General features: G+C 47.5%; 17 protein-coding genes and 1 pseudogene. 12 read left to right on the top strand and 6 right to left on the bottom strand.

The window, feature by feature from the left end:
* Positions 1-32: 32 nt before the first annotated feature.
* Genes rodA through DXE27_RS03100 form a run of 5 tightly spaced genes read right to left on the bottom strand, consistent with a single transcriptional unit; the run spans position 33 to position 5,606 of the window.
* Positions 33-1,184 carry a rod shape-determining protein RodA gene (gene rodA / locus DXE27_RS03120; protein WP_128112870.1) on the bottom strand — a complete coding sequence of 384 codons (1,152 nt, stop codon included), beginning with the start codon at positions 1,182-1,184 and terminating at the stop codon, positions 33-35.
* On the bottom strand, positions 1,166-3,073 hold the full coding sequence (gene mrdA, locus DXE27_RS03115) for a penicillin-binding protein 2 (protein ID WP_128112869.1): 1,908 nt from the start codon (positions 3,071-3,073) through the stop codon (positions 1,166-1,168). The genes rodA and mrdA overlap by 19 nt, the downstream gene beginning before the upstream one ends.
* 8 nt (positions 3,074-3,081) lie before the next feature.
* Positions 3,082-3,606 carry a rod shape-determining protein MreD gene (gene mreD, locus DXE27_RS03110; protein WP_128112868.1) on the bottom strand — a complete coding sequence of 175 codons (525 nt, stop codon included), beginning with the start codon at positions 3,604-3,606 and terminating at the stop codon, positions 3,082-3,084.
* Positions 3,603-4,538: a rod shape-determining protein MreC gene (gene mreC / locus DXE27_RS03105; protein WP_128112867.1), complete on the bottom strand. Its 936-nt coding sequence runs from the start codon at positions 4,536-4,538 to the stop codon at positions 3,603-3,605. The genes mreD and mreC overlap by 4 nt, the downstream gene beginning before the upstream one ends.
* A gap of 24 nt (positions 4,539-4,562) precedes the next feature.
* Complete coding sequence (locus DXE27_RS03100) at positions 4,563-5,606, bottom strand: rod shape-determining protein (RefSeq protein WP_128112866.1); 1,044 nt, start codon at positions 5,604-5,606, stop codon at positions 4,563-4,565.
* Positions 5,607-5,670: 64 nt separating this feature from the next.
* Here DXE27_RS03100 and gatC point away from each other — a divergent pair, with 64 nt between their 5' ends.
* From gatC to DXE27_RS03040, 12 genes and pseudogenes are all read left to right on the top strand, one after another.
* Complete coding sequence (gene gatC, locus DXE27_RS03095; RefSeq protein ID WP_128112865.1) at positions 5,671-5,964, top strand: Asp-tRNA(Asn)/Glu-tRNA(Gln) amidotransferase subunit GatC; 294 nt, start codon at positions 5,671-5,673, stop codon at positions 5,962-5,964.
* Positions 5,961-7,478 (top strand): Asp-tRNA(Asn)/Glu-tRNA(Gln) amidotransferase subunit GatA, encoded by a 1,518-nt coding sequence (gene gatA, locus DXE27_RS03090; RefSeq protein WP_128112864.1) that lies wholly within the window; start codon positions 5,961-5,963, stop codon positions 7,476-7,478. The genes gatC and gatA overlap by 4 nt, the downstream gene beginning before the upstream one ends.
* Positions 7,478-8,947 carry an Asp-tRNA(Asn)/Glu-tRNA(Gln) amidotransferase subunit GatB gene (gene gatB, locus DXE27_RS03085; protein WP_128113690.1) on the top strand — a complete coding sequence of 490 codons (1,470 nt, stop codon included), beginning with the start codon at positions 7,478-7,480 and terminating at the stop codon, positions 8,945-8,947. Before gatA ends, gatB begins: the two co-directional genes overlap by 1 nt.
* Positions 8,948-9,080: 133 nt before the next feature.
* Positions 9,081-9,617, top strand: a complete 537-nt coding sequence (locus tag DXE27_RS03080; RefSeq protein WP_331852073.1) for a DUF484 family protein — start codon at positions 9,081-9,083, stop codon at positions 9,615-9,617.
* Positions 9,598-10,599 carry a tyrosine recombinase XerC gene (locus DXE27_RS03075; RefSeq protein WP_128112863.1) on the top strand — a complete coding sequence of 334 codons (1,002 nt, stop codon included), beginning with the start codon at positions 9,598-9,600 and terminating at the stop codon, positions 10,597-10,599. The genes DXE27_RS03080 and DXE27_RS03075 overlap by 20 nt, the downstream gene beginning before the upstream one ends.
* 69 nt (positions 10,600-10,668) lie before the next feature.
* A pseudogene (locus tag DXE27_RS03070) lies at positions 10,669-11,743 on the top strand (CobW family GTP-binding protein).
* Positions 11,744-11,956: 213 nt separating this feature from the next.
* Entirely contained in the window at positions 11,957-12,334 is a 378-nt protein-coding gene (gene dksA / locus DXE27_RS03065; protein ID WP_172457147.1) for an RNA polymerase-binding protein DksA, read from the top strand.
* A gap of 13 nt (positions 12,335-12,347) precedes the next feature.
* Positions 12,348-13,250 (top strand): acetylglutamate kinase, encoded by a 903-nt coding sequence (argB, locus tag DXE27_RS03060; protein WP_128112861.1) that lies wholly within the window; start codon positions 12,348-12,350, stop codon positions 13,248-13,250.
* A gap of 10 nt (positions 13,251-13,260) precedes the next feature.
* Positions 13,261-13,911: a nucleoid occlusion factor SlmA gene (gene slmA / locus DXE27_RS03055; RefSeq protein WP_128112860.1), complete on the top strand. Its 651-nt coding sequence runs from the start codon at positions 13,261-13,263 to the stop codon at positions 13,909-13,911.
* Positions 13,908-15,050, top strand: a complete 1,143-nt coding sequence (gene metX, locus DXE27_RS03050) for a homoserine O-succinyltransferase MetX (protein ID WP_128112859.1) — start codon at positions 13,908-13,910, stop codon at positions 15,048-15,050. Before slmA ends, metX begins: the two co-directional genes overlap by 4 nt.
* Positions 15,047-15,640, top strand: coding sequence for a methionine biosynthesis protein MetW (gene metW, locus DXE27_RS03045; RefSeq protein WP_128112858.1), 594 nt, complete (start codon positions 15,047-15,049; stop codon positions 15,638-15,640). Before metX ends, metW begins: the two co-directional genes overlap by 4 nt.
* Positions 15,633-16,964, top strand: a complete 1,332-nt coding sequence (locus DXE27_RS03040) for an AmpG family muropeptide MFS transporter (protein ID WP_197712395.1) — start codon at positions 15,633-15,635, stop codon at positions 16,962-16,964. The genes metW and DXE27_RS03040 overlap by 8 nt, the downstream gene beginning before the upstream one ends.
* Before the next feature lie 18 nt (positions 16,965-16,982).
* On the opposite strand, the gene DXE27_RS03035 is transcribed toward DXE27_RS03040, so the two are convergent.
* The gene (locus DXE27_RS03035; protein WP_128112856.1) at positions 16,983-17,765 is read right to left on the bottom strand and encodes an exodeoxyribonuclease III; all 783 of its coding nucleotides are present in this window, start codon (positions 17,763-17,765) and stop codon (positions 16,983-16,985) included.
* Positions 17,766-17,770: the final 5 nt, after the last annotated feature.

The following is a 17,770-nucleotide window of genomic DNA, read 5'->3' as shown; positions in this document are numbered from 1 at the left end:
TTCTTGAGGCTTATCAAGCAAGTGACTTCTATTTAGCTTTGCACTAAACGGCGATGGCGATGAATGCTCATCAAGATGCCGGCACCAAAACCAAGGGTAGCGAGCGCGGTGCCGCCGTAACTAATAAATGGCAGCGGCACCCCAACAACCGGCAATAAGCCACTCACCATTCCGATGTTCACAAAAGCATAGGTAAAGAAAATTAAAGTTACTGCAGCGCCTAATAGTCGTGTGAATAAATTAGGCGCGCTTGCTGAAATGGTCAAACCTCTTTTAATAAGCGAGAAGAAAAGGGCAAGCAATACTAAGTTGCCTAATAGACCAAATTCTTCTGAGAACACAGCAAAGACAAAGTCAGTATGTTTTTCTGGAATAAATTCCAAATGCGCTTGAGTTCCTTGAAACCAGCCTTTTCCAAAGAACCCGCCAGATCCGATGGCAATCATGGATTGGATTGTATGAAAGCCTTTTCCTAGTGGATCGCTAGTGGGGTCGAGCAAGGTGCAGATACGATGCTTTTGGTAGTTATGTACAAATGGCCAAACAACATCGTGCGCGCAAATAGTGCTGCCGAAAATAATGATTAACAAAATGCCAATAACGCCTAGGCCAACAAATGGCAGAATCCATTTCCAAGGCAGACCCGCCAAGATAATGACATAAAGACCTGCTGCAAAAACTAAGAGTGCCGTACCTAAGTCGGGTTGGCGAGCAATTAAGAATACGGGGATTGCCAAAATAATCGCTGCAACTCCATAGTCCCAAGATTTTTGGATGCCTTCGCGTTTCTGGAAATACCAAGCAAGCATCAATGGCATGGCAATCTTCATAATTTCAGATGGCTGAATTACAACGCCAATGTTTAGCCATCGACGTGCACCTTTTTTGATGAGTCCAAACGCAGCTACTGCGATTAAAAGTGCAACACCAAATCCGTAAATCCATACTGCACCCATCTCCAACCATTTTGGTGGAATGCGGGACACAATCCACATCACGGCAAATGAAAGTGCGAGATTGCGCAATTCATCTGCAATTTGTACGGGAGTGTTTTGGCTTGCCGATAAAAAAGTGAAAAAGCCAACAGCCGCCAAGCCAAGCAGAATAAGGCCTAGCTGGTGATCTAAGCCCGCAAAGATACTAAAGAAAAATGCTTTTACTTTGATTAAGGGGCTCTTTTCCATTCAGGAATCTCCTTAGGCCACTTGCCCTCTATGTAAAAGTCCAAAGCTTTACGCGCAATCGGAGCTGCATACTGCGCACCAAAGCCTGCATTCTCTACAACCATTGCAATCACAATTGTTGGTTTGTCTGCTGGCGCAAAAGCAATATATAAAGCATGGTCACGTAAAAATTCTGCAGTTGAGCCGTGTTTATATTCTTTAGAATTCAAGCTAAAGACCTGTGCGGTTCCAGTCTTTCCGCCAACCTGATAACCAGTTCCTTTAAATGCTGCTGCTGAAGTACCTGAGACGTTTACTTCTAGCATGGCCTTTTTAATCACCTCAATATTCTCTGTATTGAGATCAATGCGATAACTTTCTTTTGGTGTTGTCAGAACTCTATTACGAGTAAACGGATCTTCAATTGCTTTCACTAAGTGCGGCTTCATCACGATGCCATTATTAGCAACGTTTGCCATGGCGTGCGCTAATTGCAAAATAGTGAAAGCGTTATAACCTTGGCCAATGCCCAATGAAATTGTTTCGCCTTCATACCATTTCTGCTGCTCTGGTTTTTTGAATGTATTTTTTTTCCACTCGGTAGACGGCAAAACGCCTCTTGCTTCGCCTTGTAAATCAATTCCGGTAATTTGGCCAAAGCCAAGTGGCTTCATGAAGTCATGCATCATGTTCACGCCCATATCACGCGCAAGCATGTAGTAGTAAGTGTCACAAGACTCAACAATAGACTTTTGCATACCAACAATTCCGTGACCACCTTTTTTATCGTCGCGGAACGTATGGTTACCAAAGTCAAAGTAACCGGGATCAGAAATCGTTTGTGATGGCGTACGCTTTTTATTTTCTAGAGCGGCTAGCGCCATGAAGGGCTTATAAGTCGATCCTGGCGGGTAGATACCTTTGAGTGGACGGTTATAGAGCGGCTTTTGTGGAGAGTCATTGAGCTCCTTCCAGGTAACTGAGTCAATGCCTTCAACAAAGTCATTGGGATTGAAATTAGGTTTAGAGACGAATGCCAAAACATCGCCTGTCTCAGGTTCAATTGCAACGAATGCGCCACGGAAATTTCCATATAGCTGCTCCACTAAATATTGCAGCTTGATATCAACCGAGAGAACCACATTTTTACCGGGCACTGAAGGTGAGCTAGAAAGAGTGCGAACTGGTTTTCCGCCAGCAGTGATTTCTACTTGGTCGTAACCAGGCACGCCACGCAAAACCGTTTCATAACTTTGCTCTAGGCCAATTTTTCCTACGTATTGAATGCCCGGCAAAAATAAAGCTTGCAAAGCATCTGGATCATCTGATTTGGCGCCCTCAATTTCAGCCTGCATGCGCTCCTTGTCCTTCTGAGAAACGCGGCCAATATAGCCAATTAAATGGGAGGCTAATTCGTTATATGGGTACTCCCGGAAGCTCCTGGCGCGGATTTCGACCCCGGGAAAACGGTAGCGATTGGCCATAAATCGGGCAGTTTCGGCCTCATTGAGCATGGAGCGCAGGGGAAATGTCCCCATATTGCGAGAATCCTCTAAGAAGCGCTTGAAATTGCGGCGATCCCTCGGGGAAATATCAATGATTTCGGAAAGATCGCTAATTAGCTGGTCGACATTGCCCTTCACTTCCTCTGCATTTACATCTAGCGTAAGGGCGGAGTAATTTCGGCCGATGACGATGCCATTGCGATCAATCAAAAGGCCTCGGTTGGCTGGCGCTGGCACCAACGCAATTCGATTACTCTCCGCTAAAAGGGCGTATTTACCGTGACTAACAAGCTGTAACCAAACCAAACGAGTAATGAGCAGTAAAAAACAAAATGTGACGAATAGCGTCGCAATATGAATGCGCTCTTGAAATGAGTCGAGGTCCGGCTTTTTAAAAGAAGCCATACCGCTTCTTAGAGAGGTCGATTGTGATCAACATCTAATGGCCGGCGCTGCGGCGCTAACAAGATGCGTGTTGCTAACGGCCATAGCATCGCTTCAATTACTGCCTGAATAGCACCTGTGAGGGCCCACCAATATAGCTCGCCGCTCAGCAGCCAATGCGCCAATACGGGGAAAAGCGATACCAATAAAAAGATGGGTAGCAGATGCAAGGCCTGCGGGAGAACGGTGAGTGCCACAATGCGTCGATGCCATGAGATGGCGACGTACGCGACGAGTGAATAACTAAAGGCATGTAGGCCCAGTAAATCTGAATTGTGAACATCCATCATCAAGCCAAGAATGAAGGCGGTGATGACGTTGACATAGCGATGCTGGTGAATATTCCAAAACACAATACACAGAATTAACCAGTCGGGCACCCAGCCGTAGTTGCCAATCGGCAATAGGTTTAATAACAGCGCACAAAATAAACTGAAATAAATAAAGACCAGATTTACCGGACGCAGAATGTAGCCGCTTTGGAAATCAATCACTGCATTCCTCGCGCGCGCGTTTGGCGTCTACCCGGCGTATTCGTTAATGGGGCGCCCGAAGTAGATTTGTTGCTAATGGTTGGCGCTTTAGCGTCAAACTGTGGGTCATACAAAAGAGCAAGCGCTTGACGGTAGCGATTGACTGCGGCAACAGGTACGCAAAACACATTAGAAGAGTTCTTATCAATATTGCGCTCAATCTTACTAATTACCGCTACCGCAAACCCAGGGGGATAAACGCCATCAATTCCTGAGGTCAGCAAAATATCGCCCACTTCCAAGTCGCTGGCCACAGGTAAATAGCGAAGTTCTAGGGGATTGCCCCTTCCGGCTCCAAATACCGCAGCTCGAAGCCCGTTACGAGCTACTTGGACGGGAACCGCAAAATCACGGTCCTCTAGCAGGGAAACCTCTGCAGAGCGCTCATAAAGGCGCACTACCTGGCCCAATATGCCGGAATCATTAGCAATCGGGTTGCCAAGCTTTAGGCCATCGTTGCTGCCGCGATTAATCACAATACGTTGTGAAATTGGGTTGGGTGGATTAAACAAAATTTCCACAGGCAATGCTTTGAATGGAACCTGTTTTTGCAAAGCCATCAGCTCGCGCAAATTTTGGTTCTCGACTATGAGAAATTCGGATTGATTAGCCAGCAGAGAAAGTTCAGCTTGGCGAACTTTCATCACTTGATTTTCTTGATCAAGAGTAGATCTAGTTGTGAAATATTCTGATGTTGCTTCGTACGCATTTCGCGGCGCCATCATGACATATTCAAGAGGACGCAAAATCCAATTGACATTGTTGCGAATCGGATCGAGTGCTTTAAAGCGAAAATCGATTAGCATCAGAGCGATGCTGATCGACAGACAGACAATCAGTTTAAGTAAGGCCGGAATGCCCTGTCTGAAAAGTGGTGGAGCGCTATGTTGCAATTCCCTGATCGACGTGTATGTCGCTTACTCGTGCGAGAACACTCCGCCTAACTTATCCATGCGCTCAAGTGCGATACCGCATCCGCGAGCCACGCAAGTTAATGGATCTTCTGCAACGTGAATTGGCAAACCAGTTTCTTCGAGCAAGAGACGATCAAGGTCGCGCAACAAGGCGCCGCCGCCTGTGAGCATCATTCCGCGTTCGGCGATATCAGACGCCAACTCAGGCGGGATCTGCTCGAGAGCTGCTTTTACAGCGGTCACGATCTGATTCAACGGATCAGTCAATGCCTCAAGGATTTCATTGCTAGTAACGGTGAAGCTGCGTGGAATACCTTCAGAAAGATTGCGACCTTTTACTTCCATCTCGCGCACTTCAGCGCCAGGGAAAGCAGAGCCAATTGCCTTTTTGAGCAACTCAGCAGTTTGCTCACCGATCAACATGCCGTAGTTACGACGGATGTAATTGGTAATCGCTTCATCAAACTTGTCGCCACCAACGCGAACAGAGCCTTTGTAAACCATGCCGCCTAATGACATCACGCCAACTTCAGTTGTGCCGCCGCCGATGTCAACAACCATTGAGCCTGCAGCTTCAGAAACTGGCAAGCCAGAACCAATTGCAGCTGCCATTGGTTCTTCAATCAAAAATACTTGTGATGCACCAGCGCCTAATGCGGCCTCGCGAATCGCGCGGCGTTCAACTTGAGTAGATCCGCAGGGAACGCAAATGATGATGCGTGGGCTTGGCTTTAATAATTTACTTTCATGCACAAGCTTGATAAATTGCTTGAGCATTTGTTCGGTAATGGTGAAGTCAGCGATAACGCCGTCTTTCATTGGGCGAATTGCCTCAATATTCCCTGGAACACGGCCCAACATTGCTTTTGCCTCTTTACCAACGGCCAAAATGGTCTTTTTGCCGTTAGGGCCACCTTCTTGGCGAATTGCCACAACAGAGGGTTCATCGAGGACAATACCCCGCTCACGCATATAAATTAAGGTGTTGGCGGTTCCTAGGTCGATGGCTAGGTCATTGGAAAAGTAGCTGCGGAAAAAATCAAGCATGATGTAGTGGGAAAATAGAAAGTATTAATGAAAATATATAAGAATGATACTCTTCTAGCGCCCCATGAAACTTGATGATGTCCAGCGCATTGCGCACCTTTCTAGGCTTGAGTTAAATCAGGCAGAAGCCGAGGCAGTTTTGCCTCAATTGCAGGCTATTTTTTCCTTGGTTGAGGAAATGCAGGCCGTTGATACAACCGGACTTGAGCCTTTGGCCCATCCGATCCTCTTTTTGCGTGATTTGGCCCAGCCCATGCGGGTCGACCAAGTTACTGAAAAAGACCATCGCTCCGAAAACATGCAATCAGCCCCCGCACAGCAGGATGGCTACTTCCTAGTTCCGAGGGTGATCGAATGAGTTGGCACAACACCCCTATCGTCTTAATGGCAAAAGCGCTTGCTGCAAAAGAGGTTTCTAGCACCGAGTTGACCCAGTACTTTTTGGACCGTATTGAGGCTGGAAAACAGTGGAATGCTTATCTTGATGTGAATGCTCACTTAAGCTTAGAGAAATCAAATAAGGCGGATCACTTGATTTCTTCAGGGAAGGCCGGCAAGCTGACGGGCATTCCTGTCGCACATAAGGATGTCTTTGTAACGCGTGGCTGGAAGTCAACTGCTGCCTCCAAAATCCTGTCCGGATATCAAAGCCCCTTCGACGCTACAGTGGTTGCTAATCTGGGTATTCCGGATGAAAACAATCCCCATGGTGCTGGCATGGTTTGTTTGGGTAAAACGAATATGGATGAGTTCGCAATGGGCTCATCTAATGAAAACTCTGCCTTTGGGCCGGCTTTAAATCCTTGGAATGCAGCCCACGTAGCAGGCGGCTCCTCGGGCGGTTCTGCGGCAGCGGTTGCAGCAGGTTTGGCGCCCATCGCCACAGGAACTGATACTGGCGGGTCGATTCGCCAGCCAGCGGCATTTTGCGGTTTGACTGGAATTAAGCCTAGTTACGGGCGCGTGTCTCGTTACGGCATGATTGCCTACGCCTCTTCACTCGATCAAGCTGGTCCGATGGGCAAGACTGCAGAGGACTGCGCGCTCCTCTTGTCTGCAATGTCTTCTCACGACCCACGCGACTCCACTTCTTTGGCTGATTCCGGGGAAGATTACGGTCGTTACCTTAATCAGAGTTGGAGTGATGGCAGCGCGAATTCTGCAAAACCATTGGAGGGTTTACGCGTTGGTTTGCCTAAAGAATTTTTCGCAGAGGGTTTGGCAAGTGACATTGCAAAATCCGTCAATGAGGCAGCCAAACTTTTAGAAAGCTTAGGCGCCAGTCTTGTTGAGGTGAGTCTGCCAAAAACTAAGTTATCTATTCCGGTCTATTACGTCTTGGCGCCGGCCGAGGCATCAAGTAATTTGAGTCGTTTTGATGGCGTGCGCTATGGATATCGTGCGAATGAATATCGTGACCTTGGCGACATGTATGCGAAGTCGCGCACCGAAGGTTTTGGTTCTGAGGTAAAGCGTCGCATCATGATTGGAACCTACGTTCTTTGTCATGGTTACTACGATGCTTACTATTTACAGGCACAAAAAATTCGCCGCATTATTGCAGCAGATTTTCAGGCTGCATTTAATCAATGCGATGTGATCTTGGGGCCTGTAGCCCCGGATGTGGCCTGGCGCCTGGGCGAGAAATCAAAAGATCCAGTGCAAATGTATTTAGAGGATATTTATACGCTCTCCACTAACTTAGCTGGCTTACCGGCGATGAGCGTTCCTTGTGGATTTAATACAAACAACTTACCTATTGGCATGCAATTAATCGGTAATTATTTTTCTGAAGCGCGCTTGTTGCAAGTGGCTCATCAATATCAGCAGGCCAGTGATTGGCATTTGCGTCAAGCAAGCGAGGTGGCATGATGCAATGGGAAGTCGTTATTGGTCTAGAGACCCACGCACAACTACAAACACAATCTAAAATTTTTAGTGGCGCAAGCACGCGCTTTGGAGCAGAACCAAATACACAAGCATGTGCGGTTGATTTGGCGTTACCTGGTGTTTTACCAGTGCTCAATCGTCAAGCTGTTGAGCATGCGATTCGTTTTGGTTTAGCCGTAAATGCGAAGATTTCCCCAGCAAGTATTTTTGCGCGTAAGAACTATTTCTACCCCGATCTACCTAAGGGCTATCAAATTAGCCAGATGGAGATCCCGGTGGTGGTCGGTGGACATCTTGAAATTCTGGTGGGCGACGAAGTGAAGGTGGTTGAACTTACTCGCGCTCATATGGAAGAAGATGCGGGCAAATCGGTCCATGAGGAGGGCTTTACGGGCCCCCATGGCGAACCTTCAAGCGGCATTGACTTAAACCGCGCTGGTACGCCTTTATTAGAAATCGTGACTGAACCAGTAATGCGCAGCGCCGCTGAAGCCGTTGCTTATGCCAAAGCTTTGCATGGCCTGGTGGTTTGGTTAGGGGTGTGTGACGGCAATATGCAAGAAGGCTCATTCCGTTGTGATGCGAACGTATCTGTTCGACCCAAGGGGCAGGCTGAGTTCGGCACTCGTTGCGAAATTAAGAATTTGAACTCCTTCCGCTTTTTGGAAGAGGCTATTCAGTATGAGGTGCGTCGTCAGATTGAATTGATCGAAGATGGCGGCACTGTAGTTCAGGAGACGCGCTTATACGACCCTGATCGTGGCGAAACTCGTAGCATGCGTAGCAAAGAAGACGCCAATGACTATCACTACTTCCCAGATCCAGATTTATTGCCAGTAGTGATTGATGATGCTTGGATTGCAGGTGTTCGTAGCAAGATGCCCGCCCTGCCAGCGCAATTGCGCGAGCAGTGGCAAAGCGAATTTGGTCTAAGCGCATACGATGCGCAGTTGCTCACTCAAGACCGTGATACCGCAAAAGTATTTGAAGATCTGTTGGCAATCGTTGGTAAGCCATTAGCAAAAGCAGCCGCCAATTTAATTGCTGGTGAACTTGCATCATCATTAAATCGTGCTGGCATTGCCATGGCTGATGCGCCATTAAAGGCCGAACACTTGGCGCCTTTGCTGATGCGTGTGGCTGATGGAACCATCTCCAACAAGATCGCCAAAGACATCTTTGCAATTCTTTGGGAAGACGCTGTTGCAGGCAAGGACATTAGTACGGTTGACCAGGTCATTGATGCAAAAGGCTTGAAGCAGATTAGCGATAGCGGTGCGATTGAGGTCATCATTGATCAAGTATTGGCAGCTAATCAGAAATCAGTTGAGGAGCTCCGCTCAGGTAAAGAGAAGGCCTTTAATGCATTGGTGGGCCAAATCATGAAGGCCTCTCAAGGCAAGGCAAATCCTGGTCAAGTGAATGAGCTCTTGCGTAAAAAGCTTAGTTAATAAAAGAAACCATTTAGAAAGAAATTGATGAGCGCAATAGATCCAAAGCAAGCAGAACAAGAAGAGTTGGTTGCTGAGTGGTTACGTGTAACCCCAGGCTTTTTTTGAGCGCTACGCTGATCTCTTTAATGGGATTCGGATTAAGCATCCACATGAGGATCGCACAATTTCTTTGCAAGAGCGTCAGATGACAGTATTGCGTACACAGAACCAAGAGCTCAATCGTCGTCTTAGTGAGATGCTGCACTTTGGTAGTCGCAACGATAAAACACAACAAAGTTTAGTTGCGTGGTTGTTGCGCTTAATGAGGGCTAACAATAAGGCCGAAGTGTTTGAGGTGGAGTCTGCGCAATCGCTGTCCCCCAATTCTGCTTTTGGCCCATGGGTAGATACACCGCTTTGCGGCTCGGCTAAGGAGTTGGCCGCTGCCAGCGTGGATCTATTAGCAAGCCAAACCACAATTGAGCCTGAGTGGCAAAGCATGGTGGCGATTGGCCTTCCTTTGGGCAAGAGTACTGGCACCACTCAATCTCCTGCGGTATTGCTGTTGGCTAGCAAAGATGAGTCTCGCTTTACGGCAGATATGGGCGCGTTCTATTTGCGCCAGATCGCTGAATTAACTGCTGCAGCTTTGGATCGTATCCAGGCTTATGAAATTAAAGGCGACTGATCTTCATCCACTCATGCAAGAGTATTTGCATGAGTTGCATGTGCTGCGTCAACTCTCGCCCCATACGCTAAAAGCCTATGGCATGGATCTGAGCGATCTGCAAAATTTCGCCCTAGAAGACAGCGTTGAATTACTAAAAGTTAGCAATGGTCACGTGCGTCGATGGGCTGGGCGTTTGCATTCCAAAGGCAAATCCTCAAGAAGTATTGCAAGAGCACTTTCTGCGTGGCGCGGATGGTATGACTGGCTTACTGAAAAAGATGCCAAGCGCGATGCGCGTGCAGGCAAGGTAACTAATAATTTAATTGCCAATCCTGTTGATGACGTAAAGGCGCCAAGGCGCCTAAGGTCCTTGCCTAAGGCGCTATCGGTAGAGCAGGCGCTCTCCCTTGTAAATCAGGCTGTCAAAGAGGTTGAAGAAAGCAAAGATTTGGAATCGATACGTGATGCAGCAATCATTGACTTGCTTTACGCCTCGGGCTTGCGTCTTTCAGAGCTTTTAGGGATTGATGTGATGCAAAGCAAAGATCGCCAACATGAATCTGCGGGATGGCTAGATTGGGATGCTGCTGAGGTAACGGTTTTAGGTAAAGGCGGTAAGCGCCGTTCTGTTCCAGTGGGTGCGCCTGCAATGAAGTCTCTTGCAGCATGGAGAGAGTTGCGTGATGCGGGAACCTATGCCCAAGAGTCGATAGCTTTATTTTTGTCTGTGACTGGTAAGCGCCTATCTCCTCGCACCGTGCAGGCGCGGTTGCGTACTCTGGCGATGCGTGCAGGCTTGCCCACCCATGTTCATCCGCATATGATGCGACACAGTTTTGCAAGCCATGTTTTGCAATCCTCGAAAGATTTGCGCGCCGTACAGGAGATGTTGGGGCACGCCAGCATCGCTAGCACCCAGATTTATACGTCCTTAGATTTTCAGCACCTAGCTCAGGCATACGATAAAGCGCATCCTCGCGCAAAGGCTGGTAAAGACTGAGGAACTCGGTAATATAGAAGGTTTCCCGCTTTGGGAAATCTTGGCTTTTAGATTTTGATTGGATCATCCATGGCATTAATTCCGGTAACCATTTTGACGGGCTTCTTAGGAAGCGGTAAAACAACTTTGCTTAAACACATTCTGACTGAAGAACATGGCAAAAAAATTGCCGTGATCGAGAATGAGTTCGGTGAAGAAAACATTGATAACGATATCTTGGTGCAAGACAACCAAGAGAACATTGTGCAAATGAGTAATGGCTGTATTTGCTGCACCACATCCGTGGTGATCTTGTAGAGGCTCTTAATGAGCTTTGGGAGCAACGCAAAGACAAGAAAATTAGCTTTGATCGTGTAGTGATTGAAACCACGGGCGTTGCTAATCCAGGCCCAGTGACCCAGACTTTCTTTGTGGATGATGATGTTGCTGACCATTACGTCCTAGATGCTGTAGTCACCTTAGTAGACGCTAAGCATGGCCAGCAGCAGCTGAATGAACACGAAGAGGCGCAGCGCCAAGTTGGTTTTGCCGATCAGATTCTTTATTACCAAAACCGATTTGGTAAGTCCTGCAGAAGTAGACGCTTTGCGTAATCGCCTGATGCATATGAACCCAAGAGCGCCTATTGCAGGCATTTCTAAGGGCATAGTGCCATTAAATGCCGTTTTGGATCTCAAAGGCTTCAATTTGAACGCCAAGCTGGATATTGACCCCCATTTCTTGGAGCAGGACGACTATGACCACGAGCATTGTGGCCATGACCATAGCCATGATCACGATCACAGCACCTGCGGCCATGACCATAGTCATGACCACCATCACCATCATGGGCATGCTGGCCATACAGACCGTATTCAATCCTTTGTTTTTCGTAGTGATAAACCCTTTAATCATAAAAAATTGGAAGACTTCCTTGGGGGCATTTTGGAGGGAGGTCTTTGGCGAGAAGATGCTGCGCTATAAAGGCGTGCTCTATGTGAAGGGAAGCAGCCGAAAAGTGGTGTTCCAGGGGGTTCATCAGATGATGGGCAGCGATTTAGCCGGTCCTTGGGGTGCAGAATCTAAGCAAACCCGTATGGTGTTTATTGGCATTGATTTGCCTAAAGATACCCTACTGGCTGGGCTTGAGGGATGTTTGGCCTAGAAAGATTCGGGTACAATCCGCCGCCGCCACGGTCAATATTAATAAAGGCTGTAAAAGTTTGGCAGAATGAGGCAATAATGCTTCAAACCAGGAAAGAATGAGATGACGGTAAAAACAGCAACAAAACCAGCGACCGCTGCAAAAGCTAGCAGCAAAGCTGCGAGCGCTAAAGTTGCAAAAGGTGCTCCATTAACTGAAGTGGAATTACTCAAGATGTCCGAGAAGGACTACATGAGTGCTGCCCAGTTAGATTTTTTCCGTCAAAAATTACTCACTCTTAAAGATGACATTTTGAAAAATGCATCCGAGACCACTGAGCATCTGCGTGAAAATATTTTGGTTCCAGACCCTGCTGATCGTGCAACGATTGAAGAAGAGCATGCGCTGGAATTGCGTACTCGCGATCGTGAGCGTAAGTTGCTGAAAAAAGTAGAGCAAGCGTTGGCACGCATTGAGTCTGGCGATTACGGTTGGTGCGAAGAAACTGGCGAGCCAATTGGCCTGAACCGTTTAATTGCAAGGCCTACAGCCAATTTGTCTCTTGAAGCTCAAGAGCGTCGTGAACTCCGTCAAAAATTGTTTGGCGAATAAATTTTAAGTAGCAATGACTAAGCATTTACCAACCATTAGTGATATCTCCCCTTTGTTAAAGGCGGAGATTCTTGCTGAGGCTTTGCCTTATATCCGCGCGTATCACGGCAAGACCATCGTGATTAAGTACGGCGGAAATGCCATGGTTGAAGAGCGCCTCAAAGAAAGCTTTGCGCGCGATGTCATTTTGTTGAAATTGGTTGGCATGAATCCGGTTGTGGTTCATGGCGGCGGCCCACAAATTGATGAAGCCCTTAAGAAAATCGGCAAGACTGGTACCTTTATTCAAGGTATGCGCGTGACCGATGAAGAAACCATGGAAGTAGTGGAATGGGTTCTTGGTGGCGAAGTGCAGCAAGATATCGTGATGTTGATTAACCACTTTGGCGGCCAAGCTGTTGGCTTGACCGGCAAAGACGGCGGACTCATTCACGCCAAGAAAATGATGATTCCAAGCGATACAGAGCCAGGTAAAAAAGTAGATATCGGTTTTGTGGGTGAAATTGAAGCAATTAATCCTGCGGTTGTTAAAGCATTGCAAGACGACGCGTTTATCCCGGTGATTTCTCCGATTGGCTTTAGTGTAGAAGGTCAGGCATACAACATCAATGCAGACTTAGTGGCCGGCAAGGTGGCGGAAACTCTTCATGCGGAGAAGTTGGTCATGATGACCAATATTCCTGGCGTGATGGATAAAGACGGCAAATTACTGACAGATTTAACGGCACGAGAAATTGATGCATTGTTCGCTGACGGTACGATTTCTGGCGGCATGTTGCCAAAGATTTCTTCTGCATTGGATGCGGCTAAGAGCGGCGTGAATTCAGTGCACATCATCGATGGCCGCATTGAGCACTCTTTATTGCTAGAAATTCTGACCGAGCAAGCATTCGGCACGATGATCCGCTCAAGATAAGTAGATAAGCATGCGTGAATCTTTAGGGCCGACAGATATTAACGACAGCAGCGCTGACGCCGGTAAGGTGCGCAAGCGCCCACGTCCTGGCGAGCGCCGCTTACAGATTCTGCAGGTGCTCGCTGAGATACTGCAAAACCCAAAGGGCGAGCGCGTTACTACTGCTGCCTTAGCGGCAAAGATTGAAGTATCTGAAGCAGCTCTTTATCGTCATTTCGCAAGTAAAGCGCAGATGTTCGAGGGGCTGATTTCTTTTATTGAGCAAACAGTTTTCGGATTGATTAACCAAATTAATCAGAAGGAAGAATCTGGTCTTGCTCAAGCGCGCGGTATTTTGCAAATGCTTTTGTTCTTTGCTGAAAAAAATCCAGGCATGACCCGTGTTTTGTTGGGCGATGCTTTATTGCAGGAGGATGACCGCTTGCAAGAGCGCATCACTCAGGTGTTAGATCAAGTTGAGGCGTCTCTAAAGCAAGCCCTGCGTATTGCCCAAACACAAGGTGGAAATTGGGCGCAGCTGGGTCAAGAAGAAGTTAGCATTCGCGCTGCCATGTTGATGAGTTTTGTTTTGGGTCGTTGGCATCGATTCGCCCGTAGCGGATTTAGGAAATTGCCGACTGAAGCCTCCGATGTTAGTTTGCGCCTTCTCCTGTCAGAATGAGCGAGCTACACCTCTCTAGAAATACTATTCACTTTGTCGAGCCCTTGCCTTTGCAGAGTGGCGCCATGTTGTCCGGCTACGATTTAGTTATTGAAACTTACGGCAAGCTCAATGCCGATAAAAGTAATGCGGTACTGGTATGTCATGCGCTCAATGCATCTCACCATGTGGCCGGCCCAAGCCCTGAGGATCCAGAAGATATCGGCTGGTGGGACAACATGATTGGCCCCGGCAAGCCGGTAGACACCAACCACTTCTTTGTTATTGGCGTCAATAATCTAGGCTCTTGCTTTGGCTCTACTGGGCCGATGAGCATTAATCCGGCGACTGGCAGCAAACCTTATGGTGCAGACTTTCCGGTTGTAACGGTTGAGGATTGGGTTAATACACAAGCTCGTTTAGCGGATAAATTAGGTATTCGGAAATTTGCCGCAGTCATGGGGGGCAGTTTAGGTGGCATGCAGGCAATGGCTTGGGCTATTCAGTTCCCTAAGCGTCTAGATCACTGCGTAGTTGTTGCGTCGACCCCAAAGCTGAGCGCCCAAAATATCGCATTCAATGAAGTGGCACGCAATGCCATATTGTCTGACCCAGATTTTCATGGCGGCAACTATTACGAGCATGGCGTTGTGCCAAAGCGCGGTTTGCGTTTGGCTCGCATGGTCGGACATATTACTTATCTGTCTGATGATGACATGGCTGAAAAGTTTGGACGTGAACTACAGCGTCCTAACGGTGAGTCAAACGATTACCGGTTTAGTTTTGATGTCGAATTTGAGGTTGAAAGTTACTTGCGCCATCAGGGCGATAAGTTTTCAACCTACTTTGATGCAAACACCTATTTATTAATTACCCGCGCACTTGATTACTTTGATCCTGCGCGTCGCTTTGATGGCAGTCTGAACCGTGCCTTAGCAGAAGTGCAGGCCAAGTTCTTGGTGGTTAGCTTTTCAACCGACTGGCGTTTCCCGCCAAATCGGAGTCGCGAGATTGTCCAGTCTTTGCTGAGTAATAAGAGTGAAGTTACCTATGCAGAGATTGATGCACCGCATGGACATGATGCATTCTTATTGGATGATGAGCGTTATCACAATTTAGTACGGGCCTACTTTAAGCAAATGCGCGAGGCTCAAGTATGAGTAATTTCAACAAGCGCGCAGACTTTGCTGCTATAGCCAATTGGATTGCACCGAATACTCAAGTGCTTGACCTGGGCTGTAGCGACGGTAGTTTTTTAGAGTTTTTGCAGAAACAAAAACCAGTTCATACCTATGGCGTAGAAATTGATGATGCGCGAGTGCTGTCTTGCGTTCAAAAAGGTTTGAATGTGCTTCAGCAAGATTTAGAGGGTGGCTTAGCACTCTTTGAAGACAATAGTTTTGATACGGTAGTCTTGTCACAAACATTGCAAACGATTCATCAAACTGAAAAGATTTTGCGTGAAGTGGTTCGCGTTGGAAAAGAATCGGTCATTTCGTTTCCAAACTTTGGACATTGGTCTCATCGCCTCGCCGTTGGTCTGGGCCGTATGCCGGTGTCTAAGAGTTTGCCTTATCAGTGGTACAACACGCCAAACGTGCGCGTGTTAACAGTTGCAGACTTTGAGAAGCTAGCCTCAAGCCTTGGCCTGAAGGTGATTGATCAATGCATCTTGCATGAAGGGCGCCAAGTTACCTTGATGCCAAACCTTTTTGGCAGTCTTGCCTTGTTCCGTATTCGTCGTGCCTAACAAGCTACTCAATGTAGTGCAGTCATGGCTTAAAGACTTTCGGGTCTATCTCGAGTGGCCTTGCTTACGCATGCTCTTCTTAGGCTTCTCCGCAGGCCTTCCTTTGCTGCTGATTCTAGGGACGTTGAGTTTTTGGTTGCGAGAAGCAGGAATTGATCGCAGCACCATCGGTTATTTAACCTGGGTAGGCTTGATCTATGTCTTTAAGTGGGTTTGGGCTCCTCTCGTTGATCGTTTGCAAATCCCATTGCTGACGAAGTTGTTTGGACGTCGTCGAAGCTGGCTACTTTTTGCACAAGCGCTCATTATTTTGGGTCTTGTTGGGATGTCGACACTAGATCCTAAGCTCGCCTTAAATTCCATTGTTTGGTGTGCGCTACTGGTTGCGTTTGGTTCTGCGACTCAAGATATTGCATTAGATGCTTTTCGTATTGAATCAGCCAACAGCGACCATCAGGCGGCCTTGGCTGCAACTTATCAAACTGGATACCGACTTGCTTTGATTTGGGCTGGTGCCGGCGTTCTCTGGCTTGCTGCGCGGGCTGAAACAGGCAGTGGATATGATGCGGGTGCGTGGCAGTTTGCTTATCTTTGCATGGCGGCATCGATTGGTATTGGCGTTATAACAACCTTATTAAGTAAAGAGCCTGCGAGATATGAGTTGGCACAAGTGCGCACTGCAAAAGCATGGCTTTATCAAACCTTAGTTGAACCATTTGCAGAATTTATTACACGCTATCGCTGGCATGCCGTTTTGATTCTGTCTTTAATTGCCGTATATCGCATTAGCGATGTAGTGATGGGCATCATGGCTAATCCATTTTATGTTGATATGGGCTACACCAAAGATGAGGTGGCTGCTGTGAGCAAGGTGTTTGGCGTTGTGATGACTTTGGTTGGTGCTTTTGTTGGGGGTGTGCTCACGCTGCGTTTTGGTGTTTTGCGAATTCTCTTTGTTGGCGCAGTGCTATCAGCGGTAAGCAATTTGTTATTTGCCTGGCTTGCAACGCAAGGGCATGATTTACATGGTTTGATTTGGGTGATCTCTGCCGATAACTTAAGCTCAGGCATTGCAAGCGCGGCATTCATTGCCTTCCTATCTTCGCTAACGAACATCCGCTACTCAGCAACGCAGTACGCTTTGTTTAGCTCGATGATGTTGCTCTTGCCCAAATGGTTGGCGGGATTCTCAGGCGCGTTTGTTGATAACTTTGGATATCAAGCTTTCTTCTATGGCACCGCCATTATTGGCGCCCCAGCCCTGCTCTTAATTTGGGCGACGATTCATTTCAAGATCGTTCAGATCAAAAAAGAAGGGGGGTAACTTCTCCCCCTAGCTTTTTCAAAGCTTCCAGTCATAGTCCACGGTGAGTGGCGCATGGTCTGAAAATTTCTCATCTTTGTAAACAGCAGTTTTTTTGGCGGTGGCGGCAATGCCTAGTGTGCTGATGTGATAGTCGATACGCCAACCTACATTTTTTGCATAGGCTTGACCGCGATTGCTCCACCAGGTGTAACAGCTCTCAGTTGCCTCAGGCTCGAGCTGACGATACACATCTACATAGCCAACCTTGTTAAAAAGATTTGTGAGCCATGCGCGCTCTTCAGGTAAGAAGCCTGAATTTTTGAGGTTGCCTTTCCAGTTCTTAAGATCAATTTCTTGGTGTGCAATATTAACGTCGCCGCAAAGCACAATTTCACGCCCAGATTTTTTAAGGGATATGAGGTGCGGCAAAAAGCTGTCGAGATAGCGATATTTGGCCTCTTGGCGCTCTGGTGAGCCTGAGCCTGAGGGCATATAGACCGAAATCACAGAAAGCCCTTTAAAGCGCGCCTCTACATAACGCCCTTCCGCATCAAACTCTTCATTGCCATATCCATACAAGACTTCATCTGGTTTGTGGGGGGTATAAATGCCACAGCCGCTGTAACCCTTTTTTTCTGCATGGTGGAAAAAGCCATGCATCCCATCTGGGTTAAGGATGGCGTTCTCTAGATCGTCGCGCTGAGCCTTGAGCTCTTGCATGCAAATGAAGTCTGCTTTTTGCTGAACGGCCCATGGCAGAAAGCCTTTTTTGACTGCGGAACGGATACCGTTGAGGTTCGCTGAAATGATGCGTAACATGTAGG

The organism is Polynucleobacter necessarius (genome assembly GCF_900096755.1).
Classification (GTDB): domain Bacteria; phylum Pseudomonadota; class Gammaproteobacteria; order Burkholderiales; family Burkholderiaceae; genus Polynucleobacter; species Polynucleobacter necessarius_K.
This window is presented reverse-complemented; position numbering and strand designations above follow the sequence as displayed.

Coding starts and splice junctions, on each gene's coding strand:
- argB (WP_128112861.1), top strand. CDS start 12,348: ATGACTAAGCATTTACCAACCATTAGTGATATCTCCCCTTTGTTAAAG.
- gatB (WP_128113690.1), top strand. CDS start 7,478: ATGCAATGGGAAGTCGTTATTGGTCTAGAGACCCACGCACAACTACAA.
- gatC (WP_128112865.1), top strand. CDS start 5,671: ATGAAACTTGATGATGTCCAGCGCATTGCGCACCTTTCTAGGCTTGAG.
- gatA (WP_128112864.1), top strand. CDS start 5,961: ATGAGTTGGCACAACACCCCTATCGTCTTAATGGCAAAAGCGCTTGCT.
- metW (WP_128112858.1), top strand. CDS start 15,047: ATGAGTAATTTCAACAAGCGCGCAGACTTTGCTGCTATAGCCAATTGG.
- DXE27_RS03075 (WP_128112863.1), top strand. CDS start 9,598: ATGAAATTAAAGGCGACTGATCTTCATCCACTCATGCAAGAGTATTTG.
- mrdA (WP_128112869.1), bottom strand. CDS start 3,073: ATGGCTTCTTTTAAAAAGCCGGACCTCGACTCATTTCAAGAGCGCATT.
- rodA (WP_128112870.1), bottom strand. CDS start 1,184: ATGGAAAAGAGCCCCTTAATCAAAGTAAAAGCATTTTTCTTTAGTATC.
- dksA (WP_172457147.1), top strand. CDS start 11,957: ATGTCCGAGAAGGACTACATGAGTGCTGCCCAGTTAGATTTTTTCCGT.
- DXE27_RS03100 (WP_128112866.1), bottom strand. CDS start 5,606: ATGCTTGATTTTTTCCGCAGCTACTTTTCCAATGACCTAGCCATCGAC.
- metX (WP_128112859.1), top strand. CDS start 13,908: ATGAGCGAGCTACACCTCTCTAGAAATACTATTCACTTTGTCGAGCCC.
- DXE27_RS03035 (WP_128112856.1), bottom strand. CDS start 17,765: ATGTTACGCATCATTTCAGCGAACCTCAACGGTATCCGTTCCGCAGTC.
- slmA (WP_128112860.1), top strand. CDS start 13,261: ATGCGTGAATCTTTAGGGCCGACAGATATTAACGACAGCAGCGCTGAC.